Raw genomic sequence first — 16,454 nt, 5'->3', positions numbered from 1 at the left:
TCACTCCTCCTGTGCGGTCACGGGTACGGTCGACGGACGGGACGCCGTCCACCGGGACGAACAAGGGGCGGGCGGTCACCGGGCGACCGCCTCGGCCTGCCGGGGCAGCGGCGCGACCCCGGCGATCAGGTCCGCCGCCTTCTCCGCGATGGCGATGACGGCGGCGTTCGGGTTGCCCCGGACCAGGGTGGGCATGACGCTGGCGTCGACCACCCGCAGCCCGTCCAGCCCGTTGACCCGCAACTCCTCGTCGACCACGGCGCCCATCGCGCAGGTGCCCGCCGGGTGGAAGATCGAGTGCGCGTACTGCCGGACGTAGTGCCGCAGGTCCTCGTCGGACTCCGAGGCCGGCGGGGCGAACTGCCCCTCGGTGTACGGGGCGAGCGCCTTCTGCTGTGCGATCCGGATGCCGATCCGGGTGGCCGCGACCGCGTCGTCGAGGTCACGCTCGTCCTGGAAGTAGTTGTGCACGATCTTCGGCTTGGCCGTCGGGTCGGCCGAGGCGAGCAGCACGTACCCCCGGCTGCGCGGGGCGATCATCGACGGGCCGTACGAGATCGAGTGGTGGGTGGGGGTGCCCAGCCCGCTGTCGGCGAACATCACCGGCGCGGCCAGGAACTCCGCGTCCGGGGCGGTCAGGTCGTCGCGGGTCCGCACGAAGCCGCCGGCCTCCGGCCCGTTGGCCGTCATCGGGCCGCGCCCCTCGGTCAGGAAGCGCTCCAGGTGCTCGGGCTGGTTGGCGGCGAGCAGGCTGATCGGCTGCGAGTGGGTGTAGACCAGCGGGATCAGGGCGTGGTCCTGGAGGTTCTGCCCCACCTGCGGCTGGTCCAGCAGCACCGGCACGCCGAGCGCGCCGAGCAGCGGGGCCGGGCCGACCCCGGAGAGCATCAGCAGCTGCGGCGAGTTGTACGCCCCGGCGGCGAGGATGACCTCCCGGGACGCGGTGACGGTCAGCGTGTCGTCCAGCCGGGTGCCGGTCACGCCGACCGCCCGGCCGTTCTCGATCAGCACCCGGTGCACGTGGACGTTGGTCTCCACGGTCAGGTTGGGCCGGTCGAGGGCGGGGTGCAGGAACGCGGTCGCGGTGCTCTCCCGGCGGCCGTCGCGCTGGGTGAGCTGGAAGAAGCCGAAGCCCTCCTGGGCGGCGCCGTTGAAGTCGTCGTTGACCCCGTAGCCGGCCTCGGTGGCCGCCTGGACGAACGCCGACGACATCGGGTTGTTGGCCCGTCCCTCGGAGACCGCCAGCGGCCCGCCGACCCCGTGGTACGTCGACGCGCCGCGCTCGTTGTCCTCGGAGCGCTTGAAGTACGGCAGCAGGTCGTCGAAGTCCCAGCCGGGCTGCCCCCAGCCGTCGAAGTCGCCGCGCGCGCCCCGGATGTAGACCATCGTGTTGATCGAGCTGGTGCCGCCCAGCACCCGGCCCCGGGGCAGGTAGACCCGCCGCCGGCCCAGCGCCGGCTCCTCGTGGGTGTCGTAGTCCCAGTCCAGGTGGGTGCGGAACAGGGTGCCGAAGGCCACCGGGACGTGGATGTTGTCGGCGGTGTCCCGGGGACCCGCCTCGATCAGGCACACCGTGACGTCGGGGTCCTCGGTGAGCCGGGCGGCCAGGACACACCCCGCTGATCCCGCGCCGACGATGACGTAGTCGTACACCACTGCACCCTCCAAGGTCAGGTTTCCGGTTGTCGGTCGCGGGTCACCGCGCCACCGGCGGGGACCGGGCGGTCCCCGCCGGGCGTGCCCCGAGGCCGTGGTGACCGTGATCGGCATCCCGTCGTCACCACGACCCCGGCAGTCGGGCGGTCGTCGTCGACCGCGCTTGCGTCAGCCCCTGATCGGGCTGCTCTGGTGCGAGACCAACCGGAGCTGGCCGTCGGGTTGGCGCAGCATCACCCAGGTGGCCCGGATGAAGTTCTCCGGCGCGATGTCGTCCTGGCCGGCCATGATGATGCCGCCCTCGGTCACCACCAGGGCGACGTCGTCGGTGAGGAAGGTGACCTCGACCGGCCAACCCTTCACCCGGGCGCCCCGCAGCGGCCCGGCGAAGCCCCGGGACATGTACGCCCGGATCTCCTCCCGGCTGGTGAGCTGCTCGTCGCGCATCAGCAGGCTGCCGTTGTCGGTGAACACGTCGGCGAACATGTCGGCGTCGTTGGCCGCCCAGGCCGCCTGGATGCGCATGGCCACCGTCAGCGCCGCCCGCTCGTCGGCGTCGGTGTACCCCCGGTAGTAGGACGGGTCCTCGGGGACACCCGCGGCGGCCAGCAGCGCCGAGGCGTCTCCCCAGGGTGCCATGGTCGTGGTCATCGGTCCCTCTTCTCCTCTCGTCGTCCAGGGCCGGGCCGACCCGTTCGTCGTCCCGGCCCTGGCCGGCCCGCTGGTCGCCCCCGGCTCGGGCCGGGGCCGTGTCAGCCGGTGATCGGGCTGCTCTGGTAGGAGGCGATCCGCCAGTCGCCGTCCCGCTTGACGACGACCCACATGATGCGGACGTTGTCGCCCGGGGCGAGGGCGGCGGCGTCGGCGTAGACGACCCCGCCGACGCTGACCGCCAACGCCATCGACTCCGAGACGACCTGGATCTCGCTGAACTCCAGGGTCAGCCGGGAGCCCTTGTACGGGCCGGCGAACAGCTCGCCGAGGTACGTCCGGATCTCGTCACGGCTCATCAGCTGGTTGTCGCCGACCAGCATGCTGCCGTTGTCGATGAAGAGGGAGGCGAAGCCCTCGGCGTCGTTGGCGTCCCACGCCGCCCGGCAGCGCAGCGGCGCGGTCAGCACCGCCCCTTCCACCCCGTTGGGGAAGTCGCCGTAGTACGAGGCCCACTGCTTGGCGCCGGCCACGAGCGACGCGCCCTCGGTGCTCATGCTGTCTCCTCCTGTCCGAGTGGGTGCCCGGTCACCAGCGCAGCGTCGCGCCGGCGCCGCGCGGGCTGTTCTGGTAGCCGGCGAGCTGCCACTTGCCGTCCCGCTTGACGACGACCCAGGTGGAGCGCACGGCCAACTCCTCCGCGATCTCCGTCTGGCCGGCGGCGAGGATGCCGCCGTGGGTACGGATCAGGGCGGCGTCGTCGGCGATGATCCGGACGTCGACCGGGCGGCCGGTGACCCCGGTGCCCTTGAACGGCCCGGCGTACGCGGCGGCCATGAACGCCCGGATCTCGTCGCGGCCCTTCTTGAACACGTCACCGGGCAGGATCATGACGCCGTCCTCGGTGAACGAATTCGCCACCCCGGCGGCGTCGTTGCGGGACCAGGCCTCCACCAGCCGCAACGGAACGGTGAGGACCTCCTTTTCCTGAGCGCTGGTGAACGACCCGTAATACGCGTCGAGCGCCTTTTCTCCGTCAATGGCCGGAGCCACCTGGGTACCAGTGGACATCGTGGTCGCTTCCTCTCCTGTGACTACTGCGGACAGTGGACACATTCACCCCCGAACGGTCCGTCCGTCCCCCCTATCCTCCGGCGGTGCGAGAGCGCTGACATCTCCCCGATTGCGATGTCGACGACCGTTTCCGAGAATCGGTTTTCCGGGGCCGGGACAGCGAAATGCCGTACCCCGGCCGGTGGTGCACCGGCCGGGGTACGGCGGGATCGCCGCAGGCGGGGGTCAGCCCACCCGCAGCGTGGCCGGGTCGTCGGCCGGGTCGTCGTCGGTCGGCTCCGCGGGGCGGAGACTGTCGACGATGTGGTCGGCCAGGGCGGCGATGGTCGGCTTGTTCCACAGGATGTTCGGCGGCAGCTCCAGGCCGTACCGGCCCTGTAGGCGCACCCGCAGCGCCACCGTCATCACCGAGTCGACCCCCAGCTCGACCAGCGGTCGGCGCAGCTCCAGGTCCTCGGCGGCCAGGCTCAGCTCGGCGGCGGCCTGCTCCCGCACGTCGGCGGTGACCAGCTCCCGCAGTTCCTGCTCCGGGGTGTCGGCCCAGTCGACGCTGAACGTCTGGCCGGTGCCGACCTCGGTGGTCGAGCGGGTGGCGGTCAGCTCCCGCAGCATCGGCAGCCGGGGGGCGTTGGTGGTCGGTGCCAGCACCCGCAGGATCGCGTGGTACGGGCTGTGGAACCGGTCGGCGAAGGCCCAGGCCCGGAACGCCTCGGTCACCGAGATCGCGTCCAGGCCCCGCGAGTTGGCCTCCAGCATGGTCGACGAGATCGACTCGGACATGCCCACCCCGCGCCAGGACGTCCAGCCGAGGCTGGTCGTCTCGGTGTGGCCGTCGGCGTGCCGGTGCGCAGCGAGGGTGTCCAGGAACGAGTTGGCCGCCGCGTAGGTGGTCTGCCCGGTCAGCCGGGTGAACTGCCCGCAGGACGAGAACATCACGAAGAAGTCCAGCGTGCCCGGGGGGAAGAGGCGGTGCAGCACCATCGCCCCGTTCACCTTGGGCCCGAGGACGTCGTGCAGCCCCTCACGGTCCACCTTGTCCACCATCGCGTCGCGGACCACCCCGGCGGCGTGCACGATGCCGCGTACCGCCGGCATGCCGTGCGAGGCCGGGTCGAGCGCCGCCGCGACCTCCACCGGGTCGGTGATGTCCAACGCCAGGGTCCGGACGGTCACCCCGAGCGCCTCCAGTTCGAGCACCCCGTCGATCTGCCGGCGGGTCCGCACGTCGTGGTCGTCGTCCCACCGTGCGCGCGGCGGCAGACCCCGGCGGCCGGCCAGCAGGATGCGCCGGGCCCCCCGGTCGGCCAGCCACCGGGCCACCATCAGCCCGAGCGCGCCGAGGCCACCGGTGATCAGGTACGTGTCGGTCGGCCGGCACTGCAACGCGGTGCCGTCGGCGGGCCGCTCGACCTGACCGAGCCGCTGCACCGCCACCGCACCGCCACCGTCGACGGAGACGATGTCCTCGTCGCCGGTGAGCCGGCGCAGGACCGTCGCCACCGTGGCGGCGGGGACGTCGGCGTCGTCGGCGAGGTCGACGACCCCGCCCCACAGGTCCGGGTGTTCCCCGGCGAAGATCCGGGCGATGCCCCACAGCGGGGCGTGGGCCAGCGACCGCTCCCCCACCGCCTGCCGGACACCCCTGGTCAGGCACCACAGCCGGGGCTGCGGCGCCGCCGGGTCGCCCCCGGCCGCCTGCGCCTCGATCAACGCCTGGGCGCTGCGGATCAACGTCCAGCCGCACCGCTCGGCGGCCTGCTCGGCCGACTCGTCGGCGTCGCCGACGCCCGGCGCGACCAGGACCGCGTCGCGCGGGGTGAGACCGACCGTGGCCAGCTCGTCCGGGCCGTCCACCCGCACCGTGCGCAGCCCGGTGCCGGCCAGCGCCCCGGCCAGGTCACCGGCGGCGGCGTCGTCACCGACGACGACCACCCGGAACAGGTCGGTGGCGACGCCGTCGACGTCGAGGTCCAGCGGCCGCCAGACCACCTCGTGCACCAGCTCGCGGGGGGCGGCCACCGCGCTGTCGGTGTCCGAGATGGCGGAGAACCGCAGGCCACGTACCTGGCAGACGACCTCGCCGTGCTCGTTGGCCACCTGCACGTCCACGGTGTCCTGCGGCGACCGCGGGGAGCGTACCGAGTGGACGGTGATGTGCGCCGGTGGTTCCCCCTTGAAGACCACCGACTCGATGTGCGAGGACATCCACTGGTGCCGGGCGTACTCCGGGGTGACCAGCACCGCGCTGATGGTCAGCGCGCCGTCGATGACGTGCGCCCAGCTGGTGGCGGTCTGCGCCGGCGGCGGCACGATGACGATGTCGGCGAGCTGCTCCTCGTCGTTGCGGCGCAGCTCCACCACGTCCCAGGGGAACGCGTAGCCGCCGACGCCCATCCGGCGGAACATCTCGTCGACCCGCTGCCAGGACCACTCCTGCGGGCACCGGGCCCGCACCTCGTCGGCGTCCACCCGGCCGTCGACCAGTTCGGTGCTCCAGTCGATGGTCGCCGTCGAGTGGGTGATCCACTCGTACTCCTCGTCGTCGACGACGGGGGCGCCGTCCTGCGGGGCGACCCGGGTGGCCAGCCGGGCGGTGTTCTCCGACAGCACGATCTGCACCACCCGGGGCGGTGCGACGGCCAGCGGCGTCCGCAGCACGATGTCGGCCAGCGCGGGCAGCCGGCCGTCCTCCCCGGCGGCCAGGGCGAAGCTGTTGATCAGTACGGCGGCCGGGGTGATCTCGACGTCGACCACCTCGTGGTCGAGCGGGTAGGGCCGCGAGGACATGTCCAGGTAGGTCTGCCACACCTGCCGGGGCGGCGCGCCGGAGACCGTCATCCGGCCGCCGAGCAGGCTGTGCCGCTCCGGGTCGTGACCCCCGCCGGGGCCGGACTCCGCCCGGGCCTCCGGGAAGATCCAGTACGGCCGGTGCTGCCAGGCCACCGACGGCATCGGCAGCAGCGCCCCGGTCGGGTGCAGCCGCCCCCAGTCCACCGCCGCGCCCGCGCAGTACAGCCGGGCCAGGCCGCCCAGCAGGGCGCGGACCTCGTCGGTGTCGCGGCGCAGGCTGTGCACCACGGTGGCGTCCTCGACGCCGAGGTGGGCGAGGGTCTCCCCGATGGAGTGGGTGACCACCGGGTGGGTGGAGACCTCCAGGAAGACCCGGTACCCGTCGGCGACCGCCGCCGTCACCGCGTCGGTGAACCGCACCGGCTCGCGCAGGTTCGCCACCCAGTACGCCCCGTCACGCGGGGCGGTCGACCGGGGGTCGGTCAGCGCGGTGCTGTAGAGGGTGGTCCGGGGCGTCTGCGGCCGCAGCGCGCCGGCCGCCGCGGCGACCTCGGCCACCGCCGCGTCGACGTGCGGGCTGTGGAAGGCGATGTCGCTGTCGACCCGCCACACCGCCACCCCCTCCTCCCGCCACCGGGTCACGATCTGCTCGACGGCCTCCCGGTCGCCGGAGAGCACCGTGGACGTCGGGCTGGCCGAGATGGCGGCGACCACACCGACCTGGCCGGCGAGCCGCTGCCGGGCCTCGTCGAAGCCGAGCCCGACCATAGCCATCCCGCCCTGGCCCTGGAGGCGTTCCAGGGCGCGCGCCCGCCGGCAGGCGAACCGGGCGGCGGCCAACACGTCCAGGCTGCCGGCGACGGCGGCGGCGGCGATCTCCCCCACCGAGTGCCCGATCACCGCGGCCGGGGTGAGCCCCCGGGCCCGCCAGGTCTGCGCCAGGGCGACCTGGGTGGCGAAGGTCAACGCCTGCACCTCCACCCCGCTCCACGGGCCACCGGCGGTGAGCGCCTCGCGCGGCGTCCAGCCGAGTTCCTCGCGGAACACCTCGGCCAGCGCGTCGACGGCGGCGGCGAAGACCGGCTCGTCGCGCAGCAACTGCCGGCCCATGCCCGCCCACTGCGCGCCGTGCCCGGAGAAGACCCAGACCACCGGGGCCGGGTCGGCCACCGTCCGGCCCCGGGCGGCCTGTGGGGTGGTACGGCCGTCGGCCACCTCCCGCAGCCGCTCGACGAGTTCCTCGGGCGAGGCGGCCAGCACGGCGGCCCGCTGCGGCAGGTGCGAGCGGCGGTGCGCCAGGGTGTGCCCCACCGACGGCAGGGACGCCCCCGGGTGCTCCGTCAGCCAGTCGGCCGTACGCGCGGCCAGCGCCGCCACCCCGGCCTCGGACATCGCCGAGAGCGGGTACACCGACGGCCGGGTGCCGGCGGTGGTCTCGGCCGACACCGTGCCGGCCGTCGCGTCGGCGGCCGTGGCCCCGGCCACGGCGGTCGGGGTGGGCGGCGCCTCCTGGAGGATGACGTGCGAGATGGAACCGCCGACGCCGTAGCTGGACACGCCGGCCCGACGCGGACCGTCACCGGCCGGCCAGGGCGACCGCTCACCGATCAGGCGCAGCCCGGAGCCGGCCCAGTCGAAGTCCGGGTTCGGCTCGCGGTGCAGGCTCGGCGGGATCTCCGCGTGCCGCAGCGCCAGCACCGCCTTGATCACACCGGCGATGCCCGAACCGGCCTCGACGTGCCCGATGTTGGGCTTCACCGAGCCGACCAGGCAGGGCGCGTCGGGGGCCCGGCCGGCGCCGAAGACGGCGGCCAGCGCCTTGGCCTCCTCCCGGTCGCCGACCGGGGTGCCGGTGCCGTGCGCCTCGACGTAGTGCACCGTCTCCGGGTCGATGCCGGCCCGCTCGTAGGCCACCCGGAGCATGTGCTCCTGGGCCGAGCCGTTGGGCGCCATCATGCCGTCGGAACGGCCGTCCTGGAACACCCCGCTGCCGGGGATCAGCGCGAGCACCTCGTCGCCGTCACGGCGGGCGTCGGCCAGCCGCTTGAGCACCACCACGCCGGCGCCCTCACCCCGGCCGTAGCCGTCGGCGTCGGCGGCGAACGCCTTGCTGCGGCCGTCCGGGGCGGTCGCCCCGGCCGCGTCCAGGGCGACGAACAGCGTCGGGCTGGCCATGATGTTGACCCCACCGACGACGGCCAGCGGGATCTCCCCCTCGCGCAGGCTCTGGCAGGCCAGGTGCAGCGCGGTGAGCGAACCGGCGCAGGCGGTGTCCACCGCCATGCTGGGCCCGCGCAGGTCCAGGAAGTACGAGATGCGGTTGGCGATGCCGTAGTAGGTGGTGCCGTTGACCGCCCAGGCGCCGGTCCGCGGAATGTCCTCCAACAGTCGACGGCCGTAGTCGTTGGAATTGGCGGCCACGAAGACACCGGCGTCCGAACCGCGCAGCGACAACGGCGGCACGCCCGCGTTGCCGAGCGCCTCCCAGGCCAACTCCAACACGATCCGCTGTTGCGGGTCGAGGAAGTCCGCCTCCCGGGGAGAGATGCCGAAGAAGTCCGCGTCGAATCCCTCGATGTCGTCGAGGAATGAGCCCAGCCGGGTCGTCTTCCGCAGGATCGCGGTGGCCTGGGGGCTGGTCGAGGCGTACGGTTCCCACCGCTTGTCGGGCATGGCGCTCACGGCATGTCTACCACCGATGAGAAATGCCCAGAACTTCTCCAACGAGTCAAGGTCAGGGGCGAACCGGCAGCTCATACCGACAATGGCCACGGCGTCAGAAAATTCCCCATCCTGGCTCACGTCCAGGCTCCTCTCCACATCGCCGACCGCATCCGGAACACAGCCGGATGCGGTGGTCGCTGTCCTTCGGAAATGTCGCGGTGACGGTCAGGTCCGGACGCTGACCTCAACTGCGAAACATCCTGTTCCTTGGCCGATCGGAGGGGCACCTTCCTGAGTGCGATCGTCCCCGGCGGTGGACGGCCGGCAGGACCGGCGGTGACCTCCGCTAATGCCGGGGCGGGCAATAGCGCAATGCGGGAGAAGGAACTCGGCGGCACGCCTCCGTACGGTTTCCCCGCGAGTTCGACACACGATTTCGCGTCGCGCCGCCCGGGCTCCGACGCCGGTGCGCCGTGTCGACCGATCGGATCGGGAGGGCCCGACATGTCCGCAGAAGCGACCCGACCTACCCTCGACGGGACCGTGCCGTGGCCGCCGGAGCTGGTGGCGCGGTACACCGACCGGGGCTACTGGACCCACCGGCCGCTCGGGGCGTACCTGTACGCCGCCGCCGACGCCGACCCCGCCAGGACGTGCCTGGTCGACGGCCCGGTACGCCTCACCTTCGCCGAGCTGACCGCCCGCGCCGACGGCGCCGCCGAGCGCCTGCGGGAGCTGGGGATACGTCCCGACGACCGGGTGGTGGTGCAGCTGCCCAACTGCTGGGAGTTCGTCGTGCTGACGGTGGCCTGCTTCCGGCTGGGCGCGGTCCCGGTGATGGCGCTGCCGGCGCACCGGCGGCAGGAGATCGCCGCGATCGTGGCGTTGACCGGGGCACGGGCGCTGGTCGTACCGGACGTGTTGAAGGACTTCGACCACCAGGCGCTGGCCCACGAGGTGGCCGCCGACGCGCCGACCCTGCGGCACGTGCTGGTCGCCGGGGCGGACGTCCGCGCGGACAGTGTCGACCTGCGGCGGCTGTGCCGGCCGGCGGACGTCCCGGCGGCGGCCCGCTCGGCGCTCGACGCCGCCGCGCCCGCCGGTTCGGCGGTAGCCCTGTTCCTGCTCTCCGGCGGCACCACCGGGGTGCCGAAGCTGATCGCCCGGACCCACGACGACTACGGCTACATGATGCGCCGCGCCGCCGAACTGTCCGAGGTGGACGCGTCGACGGTCTACCTGGCGGTGCTGCCGCTGGCGCACGGCTACCCGATGGCCGGGCCGGGCATCCTGGGCACGCTGCTGGCCGGCGGTCGGGTGGTGATCCTGCCGTCGCCCGCGCCGGAGCGGGCGTTCGAGGCGGTGCAGCGGGAACGGGCCACCTTCACCTCGCTGGTGCCCGCCGCGGTGCAACGCTGGCTGGAGTACCGGGAGAAGGACCCGGACCGGGACCTCAGCTCGCTGCGCCGGGTCCAGGTCGCCGGCTCCCGGCTGGCCGACCAGGTGGCCCAGCGGGTGACGCCGGTGCTCGGCTGCGAGCTGCAGCAGGTGTACGGCATGGCGGAGGGGCTGCTCTGCCTCACCCGCCCGGACGACCCGCAGGACGTGGTGTGCCACAGCCAGGGCCGGCCGATCTGCCCCGACGACGAGCTGCGGCTGGTCGACGAGGACGGGCGGCCGGTGCCGCCGGGCGAGCCGGGGGTGCTGCTGACCCGGGGGCCGTACACGCCGCGCGGCTACTACCGGTCGCCGGAGCTGACCGCGCGGGCGTTCACCGACGGCTGGTACAACACCGGGGACATCGTCCGGCTCCGGCCCGACGGGAACCTGGTCATCGAGGGTCGGGACAAGGATCTGATCAACCGGGGCGGCGAGAAGATCTCCGCCGAGGAGGTGGAGAACTTCGCCTACCAGCTCGACGCGGTGAGCCTGGCCGCCGCGGTCGCCATGCCGGACGCCGAGCTGGGCGAGCGGGTCTGCCTCTACGTGGTGCCGCAGCCCGGCCGGACGGTGGCCCTGCAGGACGTGCGGGCGGTGATGCAGCAGGCCGGGGTCGCCGCGTTCAAGCTGCCGGAGCTGCTGGTGACCGTCGACGAGCTGCCGTTCACGGCGGTCGGCAAGGTGAACAAGAAGCAGCTCCGCGCGGACGTCGGCCGCCGGCTCGCCGGCTGACCCACCGGGCGGGCCGGTGGGGCGGCCCGGCCACCCGCCGGCCGTCGACGGGGGCGGGACGGGGGTGACACGAGGGCGGGGGCGCACCGGGTGCGCCCCCGCCCTCGTGTCCGGTCAGGGTTTCGGGATGTCGAACAGGGTGGGGATGCGCATGGCCAGCCCCCGGTCGCCCTTGGCCTTCATCCGGCCCAGCACGAACATGGTGACCGGGTTGGCGTTGCTGCTGACCAGTTTCAGGAAGTCGATGTCGCTGAGGGTGAGGGTGAGCCGGGGCGACCGGTCCGGCCGCTCCGACAACACGCACTCGCCCCCGGCGATGACCATCTCGTAGGTGTCCACCGTGCCCTCGCGCCGGTCGCCGACGCTCCAGTGCAGGACGGCCTCGGTGTCGCCGGCCCGGTCGGCGCGGAACAGGGTCGGCATCCGGACGAAGATGCCGTCGAGGATGGTGCGGCGGTGCGGGCCGCCCATCACCCGGCGCAGCTCGTCGACCGGGGTGGCGGTGACCAGTCGGGCGAAGTCTCGGGGTTCCATCAGGGCGGGGTCGGCGTCGGCGAACATGGGTGTCCCTTTCGTCGTGCGGGCAGGGAGGGGCCGGGCGGGGGTGGCGGCCGGGCGGCGGGGCGCGGCGCGACCGTGACGGCGGGCCGGCGACACCGGCGTGTCGGGCATCCGACCGGTGGGCGGCCGGCGCGTCGGACGGGCCGCCTGTCCGTCGAGTATGGAGAGGTCAGCGGGGGCTGCCTACTTCGACGATGCCCGGTCGCCGCCGGCGAAAGGGCATGTATGGAGATGTCCCGGGACGGCCGGGGCCGAGATCATGGTGGGGAGGAGGTCGACGGGGGGCGCAGCACCGTGCCCGCGTGACGGTCGGCCTCCGGCCGCCGCCCGCCGGGCCGGGACACCGAGCTGAGGAGACCGGATGAGAGTGCTCTTCGTGCCGCACGCCAACAAGGCGCACCTGCACATCATGACGCCGTTGGCGTGGGCGCTGCGCACGGCCGGACACGACGTCCGCGTCGCCAGCCAGCCCGAGATCGCCGACGCCATCATCGCGGCCGGGTTCGTGCCGGTCGAGGTGGGTCGGACGCGCACGGAGATGCCGGCCTTCTACCCGGGGGTACGCCCCGGCGAGGCGCCGCCGGTGGTGATGGCCCCCGGTGAACGCCAGGAGATGCCGTTGCAGCAGGACTTCCCGCGCGACAACCCGTTGGAGAAGCTGTCCCGCGCCTCCTGGGGCTTCGCGCTGTTCTCCACCGACGAGATGATCGCCGACCTGGTCGCGCTGATCGCCTCCTGGCGGCCCGACCTGGTGGTCTGGGACTCCATGGTGTACGCCGCGCCGGCCGCCGCCACCGTCTGCGGGGTGCCGCACGCCCGGATGATGATGGGCCCGGACGGGATCACCCAGCTGCGCCGCGCCGCCCGGGACCAGGGCGACCCGCTGCGCGACTGGCTGGACCGGGTGCTGGGCGGCTACGGCACCCGGTTCGACGAGGACGTGGCCGTCGGGCACTTCACCATCGACCCGATGCCGCCGTGGCAGTACCAGCCCGACGGGCTGCACCTGGTGCCGGTGCGGCACATCGCGGTGAACCCGCCGGCCCGGATTCCGGACTGGTTGCGCGAGGAGCAGCAGCGGCCCCGGATCTGCCTCACCCTCGGCGAGTCGCACCGCAACGGGCGCGGCACCGAGGCCCCCGCCGCCGACCTGCTGGACGCGGTGAGCGGGCTCGACGCCGAGGTGATCGCGACCTTCAACGCCAAGCAGCTCGCCACCATCCCGAAGCTGCCGGACAACGTCCGGGTGGTCGACTTCGTGCCGCTGGCGATGCTGCTGCCGAGCTGCGCGGCGATCGTGCACCACGGCGGGGCGGGCACCTTCGCCACCGCCATCGAGCAGGCCGTACCGCAGCTGATCATTCCGGGGACGCACTGGGGCTTCCAGTGGTGGGGGCCGCTGGCGCACGCCAACGGCCTGCAACAGCAGGGCGCCGGCCGGTTCGTCGCCGACGCCGACCACCTCACCTCCGAGGCGCTCGCCGAGGATCTGGGCCGGGTGCTCAAGGACCCGTCGTTCAAGGCGAACGCCGAGCGGCTGCGGACCCAGGTGGCCGGCCTGCCCACCCCGAACGACCTGGTCCCGGCGCTGCACCGGCTGGTCGACCAGTACCGGGACGTGGCCGCCGCACGGGCCGGGCGGCCGACATGACCGGGTCGCTGCGGTTGACCACCGACGCCGGCACCTTCGACGCGTTGAGCGCCGGCCCCACCGATGGCCGGGGCGTGCTGCTGCTGCACGGTTTCCCGCAGGGGGCCGTCGAGTGGGAGCACCAGCTCGCGGCGCTGGGCGCGGCCGGCTACCACGCCGTCGCGCCCGACCAGCGCGGCTACTCCCCCGGGGTACGGCCCGACGACGTCGACGAGTACCGGATGGACGCGCTGGTCGGCGACGTCGTCACGGTCGCCGGACAGCTCGGCTGGTCGCGGTTCGACCTGGTCGGGCACGACTGGGGGGCGGCGATCGGCTGGGCGGTGGCCGACCGGCGTCCGGAGCTGCTGCGGACCTTCACCGCCGTGTCGGTGCCGCACCCCCGGCCGTTCGCCGACGCGCTGGCCACCGACGCCGACCAGCAGCGCCGCTCGGCGTACCTGGCGATGTTCCGGCAGCCGGGGCAGGCCGAGGGGATGCTGCTGGCCGACGACGCCGCGTTCCTGCGCCGGATGCTGGGCGCGGCGGGGCCGGCGAAGCTGGCCACGTACCTGGACCGGTTGACCGCGCCCGGCGCGTTGACCGCCGCGTTGAACTGGTACCGGGCGACCCGGCCGGAGGACGTCGAGGCGGGGCCGGTCGAGGTGCCGACGCTGTACGTCTGGGGCAGCGACGACATCGGTGTCGGCCCGGTCGCGGCGCACGGGACGGGCGCCTGGGTGAAGGCCCCGTACGAGTTCCTCACCTTCGACGGGGTGTCGCACTGGGTGCCCGAGGAGGTGCCGGACCGGCTCTCCGCGGCACTGCTCGCCCATCTCGCCCGGCACCCGGGATGAGCCGGCCCGCGCCGCCCTGGCGCGTCCCGGGTCGACGCCGGGTTCCGTGTCGGCTCCGGGGGCCGGGCCGCCGCCCGGGGCCACCGACCCACACACCGAGAGGATCAAGATGACCGTTAACAGCACATTCGCCGCCAACGCGGCGTCCACCGGGGAGACACCCGACTTCCCGATGCCCCGTACCTGTCCGTTCGCCCCCGCCCCCGAGTACGTCGGGTTGCGCGCCGAGGCGCCGGTCAGCCGGGTCCGGGTACCGGACGGGCAGCTCGCCTGGCTGGTCACCCGCTACGCCGACGTCCGGCGGCTGCTCACCGATCCCCGGGTGAGCGCCGACCGGTTCCACCCGAACCTGCCGCTGACCGAGCCGGTGACCCCGCAGACCCGCCGCAACATCGCCGCCGTGGGCCGCTCGCTGATCGGGCTCGACCAGCCGGAGCACGGCCCGCAGCGGCGGATGCTGATCGGCGACTTCACGCTGCGCCGGGCGCAGGAGATGCGCCCGCACATCCAGCGCACCGTCGACGAGTGCATCGACACGATCCTGGCCGGGCCGAAACCGGTGGACCTGGTCGCCGCGTTGGCGCTGCCGGTCCCCGCCTCGATGATCACCAAGCTGCTCGGCATGCCGTACGAGGACCGCGACCTGATCGTCCGCAGCGCCGACGCCCAGTTGCGCCGGACGGTCTCCGCAGAGCAGCGGCAGCAGACCAGCAGCGAGCTGCGGGCCTACGTGGACCGGCTGGTCACCGCGAAGGAGGCGGAACCGACCGACGACCTGCTCGGCCGGCTGGTGGTGCAGAACCGGGAGACCCCGCTGTTCGACCACGACATGCTCGTCGGGTTGGCGATGCTGCTGCTGGTGGCCGGCTTCGAGACCACCGCCAGCATGATCTCCCTCGGGGTGGCCGGGCTGTTGGAGAACCCCGACCAGCTCGCCGTGGTCACCGGTGACCCGACGGCGATGGGCCTGGCGGTGGAGGAGCTGCTGCGCTACTTCACGGTCGTGGACGCGCTGCCCCGGGTGGCCACCGCCGACATCGAGGTCGGCGGGGTGACGGTCCGGGCCGGCGACGGGCTGCTGCTGTCGTTCGCCTCCGCCAACTGGGACACCGACGTCTTCACCGACGCCGAGGTGTTGGACGTCCGCCGGGGCGCGCGGCACCACATGGCCTTCGGCTACGGCATCCACCAGTGCATCGGGCAGAACCTGGCGCGCGCCGAGCTGGAGATCGTGTTCCGTACCCTGTTCGCCCGCATCCCCGGGCTGCGGCTGGCCGAGGAGCTGGACGGCCTGCCGTTCCGCAAGGAGTCCAACATCTACGGCCTGGACCGGCTGCCGGTGACCTGGTGAGGGAGGTTGCGGTGAGTGTGGGCGACCCGGTGGGCGCGGAGGAACCGACGACGACGCTGGTGGTGAGCCGGGGCCTGTGCATCGGCGCCGGGCAGTGCGTGCTGTCCACCCCGGAGCTGTTCGACCAGAGCGAGGACGGCCGGGTGCTGCTGCGCCGGCAACCGGACGACGCCGAGCAGGCGCGGGTCGCGGTCGACCTCTGCCCGTCGGGTGCGCTGCGGCTGACCACCGGGCGGCGGTCCCGCGACGGCGGCGACCCGGGCGCGCCGGCGAAGGGGTGGGGCTGATGGCGACCGGCACCGGTACCCGGATCGCCGTGGTGACCGGCGGGGGGCGGGGCATCGGGCAGGCGATCTGTCAGGGGCTGGCCCGCCGGGGCATGGACGTGGTGGCGGTGGACCTGGTCGACCCGATCGAGACGGTGGCGCTGGTGGAGGGCGAGGGGCGCAAGGCCCTCGGTGTCACCGGGGACGTCTCGGACCCCGACGACGTCGCCCGGATCGGCGCGGAGATCACCGCCGGGATGGGCGGCTGCCACGTGCTGGTCAACAACGCCGGCATCTACCCGGCCAAGAACATCTTCAAGCTGGAGTACGAGGCGTGGCGGCGGGTGCTGGCGGTCAACCTCGACTCGCAGTTCCTGATGACCAAGGCGGTGCTGCACCACATGTGCGAGGCGCGGTGGGGGCGGATCGTCAACCTCACCTCCAACTCGGTCGGGCTGGCCCTGCCCGGGTTCACCCACTACATGGCCAGCAAGATGGGGGTGATCGGGTTCACCCGGGCGCTCGCCAGCGACGTCGCCTCGTACGGCATCACGGTCAACGCGGTCGGGCCGACCCTGTCGCGTACCCCCGGGCTGGCGGAGAGTCCGATGGCCGGCGCGGCGCAGGAGCACGTGGCGGCGATGCAGGCCATCAAGCGGCCCGGCGAGGCGCAGGACGTGGTCGGCACGGTGGCCTTCCTGGCCAGCGACGACGCCGCGTTCGTCACCGGGCAGACGATCATGGCGGACGGCGGTCTGGTCCGGTTGTGACCCGTCCCCGAC

Annotated in this window: 12 protein-coding genes; 6 read left to right on the top strand and 6 right to left on the bottom strand. The window is 73.5% G+C overall.

Annotation, left to right across the window (positions count from 1 at the left end):
• Positions 1 to 75: 75 nt before the first annotated feature.
• The 5 genes from H1A17_RS17480 to H1A17_RS17460 form a co-directional block, all read right to left on the bottom strand.
• Entirely contained in the window at positions 76 to 1,653 is a 1,578-nt protein-coding gene (locus H1A17_RS17480) for a GMC family oxidoreductase (RefSeq protein ID WP_145919655.1), read from the bottom strand.
• Between the two features lie 171 nt (positions 1,654 to 1,824).
• Entirely contained in the window at positions 1,825 to 2,307 is a 483-nt protein-coding gene (locus H1A17_RS17475) for an SgcJ/EcaC family oxidoreductase (RefSeq protein WP_145919654.1), read from the bottom strand.
• A 101-nt stretch (positions 2,308 to 2,408) separates the two neighbouring features.
• Positions 2,409 to 2,864: an SgcJ/EcaC family oxidoreductase gene (locus tag H1A17_RS17470; protein WP_145919653.1), complete on the bottom strand. Its 456-nt coding sequence runs from the start codon at positions 2,862 to 2,864 to the stop codon at positions 2,409 to 2,411.
• Positions 2,865 to 2,895: 31 nt separating this feature from the next.
• A complete protein-coding gene (locus H1A17_RS17465) occupies positions 2,896 to 3,378 on the bottom strand; it encodes an SgcJ/EcaC family oxidoreductase (protein ID WP_145919652.1) in 483 nt (160 codons plus the stop codon).
• Between the two features lie 228 nt (positions 3,379 to 3,606).
• Positions 3,607 to 8,943, bottom strand: a complete 5,337-nt coding sequence (locus H1A17_RS17460) for a beta-ketoacyl synthase N-terminal-like domain-containing protein (protein WP_375372820.1) — start codon at positions 8,941 to 8,943, stop codon at positions 3,607 to 3,609.
• A gap of 396 nt (positions 8,944 to 9,339) precedes the next feature.
• Between H1A17_RS17460 and H1A17_RS17455 the strand changes: the two genes are divergently transcribed.
• Positions 9,340 to 11,007 carry a (2,3-dihydroxybenzoyl)adenylate synthase gene (locus tag H1A17_RS17455; protein WP_145919650.1) on the top strand — a complete coding sequence of 556 codons (1,668 nt, stop codon included), beginning with the start codon at positions 9,340 to 9,342 and terminating at the stop codon, positions 11,005 to 11,007.
• 114 nt (positions 11,008 to 11,121) lie between these two features.
• Here H1A17_RS17455 and H1A17_RS17450 read toward each other — a convergent pair whose 3' ends face one another.
• Complete coding sequence (locus H1A17_RS17450) at positions 11,122 to 11,568, bottom strand: SCP2 sterol-binding domain-containing protein (RefSeq protein WP_145919649.1); 447 nt, start codon at positions 11,566 to 11,568, stop codon at positions 11,122 to 11,124.
• Positions 11,569 to 11,929: 361 nt separating this feature from the next.
• On the opposite strand from H1A17_RS17450, the gene H1A17_RS17445 reads away from it, so the two are divergent.
• The 5 genes from H1A17_RS17445 (at position 11,930) to H1A17_RS17425 (ending at position 16,442) form a co-directional block, all read left to right on the top strand.
• Positions 11,930 to 13,219 (top strand): nucleotide disphospho-sugar-binding domain-containing protein, encoded by a 1,290-nt coding sequence (locus H1A17_RS17445; RefSeq protein ID WP_145919648.1) that lies wholly within the window; start codon positions 11,930 to 11,932, stop codon positions 13,217 to 13,219.
• Between the two features lie 8 nt (positions 13,220 to 13,227).
• On the top strand, positions 13,228 to 14,055 hold the full coding sequence (locus H1A17_RS17440; RefSeq protein ID WP_375372821.1) for an alpha/beta fold hydrolase: 828 nt from the start codon (positions 13,228 to 13,230) through the stop codon (positions 14,053 to 14,055).
• A gap of 109 nt (positions 14,056 to 14,164) precedes the next feature.
• Entirely contained in the window at positions 14,165 to 15,406 is a 1,242-nt protein-coding gene (locus H1A17_RS17435) for a cytochrome P450 (RefSeq protein WP_145919646.1), read from the top strand.
• 56 nt (positions 15,407 to 15,462) lie between these two features.
• The gene (locus H1A17_RS17430; RefSeq protein ID WP_168222625.1) at positions 15,463 to 15,693 is read left to right on the top strand and encodes a ferredoxin; all 231 of its coding nucleotides are present in this window, start codon (positions 15,463 to 15,465) and stop codon (positions 15,691 to 15,693) included.
• Positions 15,693 to 16,442 carry an SDR family NAD(P)-dependent oxidoreductase gene (locus H1A17_RS17425; protein WP_145919644.1) on the top strand — a complete coding sequence of 250 codons (750 nt, stop codon included), beginning with the start codon at positions 15,693 to 15,695 and terminating at the stop codon, positions 16,440 to 16,442. Before H1A17_RS17430 ends, H1A17_RS17425 begins: the two co-directional genes overlap by 1 nt.
• The last annotated feature ends 12 nt before the right edge of the window (positions 16,443 to 16,454 follow it).

This window comes from Micromonospora sp. S-DT3-3-22 (assembly GCF_015354745.1).
Classification (GTDB): domain Bacteria; phylum Actinomycetota; class Actinomycetes; order Mycobacteriales; family Micromonosporaceae; genus Micromonospora; species Micromonospora wenchangensis.
The sequence above is the reverse complement of the archived record's forward strand: the minus strand, read 5'-3'. Positions and strand labels throughout refer to the sequence as shown.

Excerpts from the sequence above, each read along its gene's own strand:
- H1A17_RS17435 (WP_145919646.1), top strand. The coding sequence starts at position 14,165 with ATGACCGTTAACAGCACATTCGCCGCCAACGCGGCGTCCACCGGGGAG.
- H1A17_RS17475 (WP_145919654.1), bottom strand. The coding sequence starts at position 2,307 with ATGACCACGACCATGGCACCCTGGGGAGACGCCTCGGCGCTGCTGGCC.
- H1A17_RS17455 (WP_145919650.1), top strand. The coding sequence starts at position 9,340 with ATGTCCGCAGAAGCGACCCGACCTACCCTCGACGGGACCGTGCCGTGG.
- H1A17_RS17445 (WP_145919648.1), top strand. The coding sequence starts at position 11,930 with ATGAGAGTGCTCTTCGTGCCGCACGCCAACAAGGCGCACCTGCACATC.
- H1A17_RS17465 (WP_145919652.1), bottom strand. The coding sequence starts at position 3,378 with ATGTCCACTGGTACCCAGGTGGCTCCGGCCATTGACGGAGAAAAGGCG.
- H1A17_RS17450 (WP_145919649.1), bottom strand. The coding sequence starts at position 11,568 with ATGTTCGCCGACGCCGACCCCGCCCTGATGGAACCCCGAGACTTCGCC.
- H1A17_RS17470 (WP_145919653.1), bottom strand. The coding sequence starts at position 2,864 with ATGAGCACCGAGGGCGCGTCGCTCGTGGCCGGCGCCAAGCAGTGGGCC.
- H1A17_RS17425 (WP_145919644.1), top strand. The coding sequence starts at position 15,693 with ATGGCGACCGGCACCGGTACCCGGATCGCCGTGGTGACCGGCGGGGGG.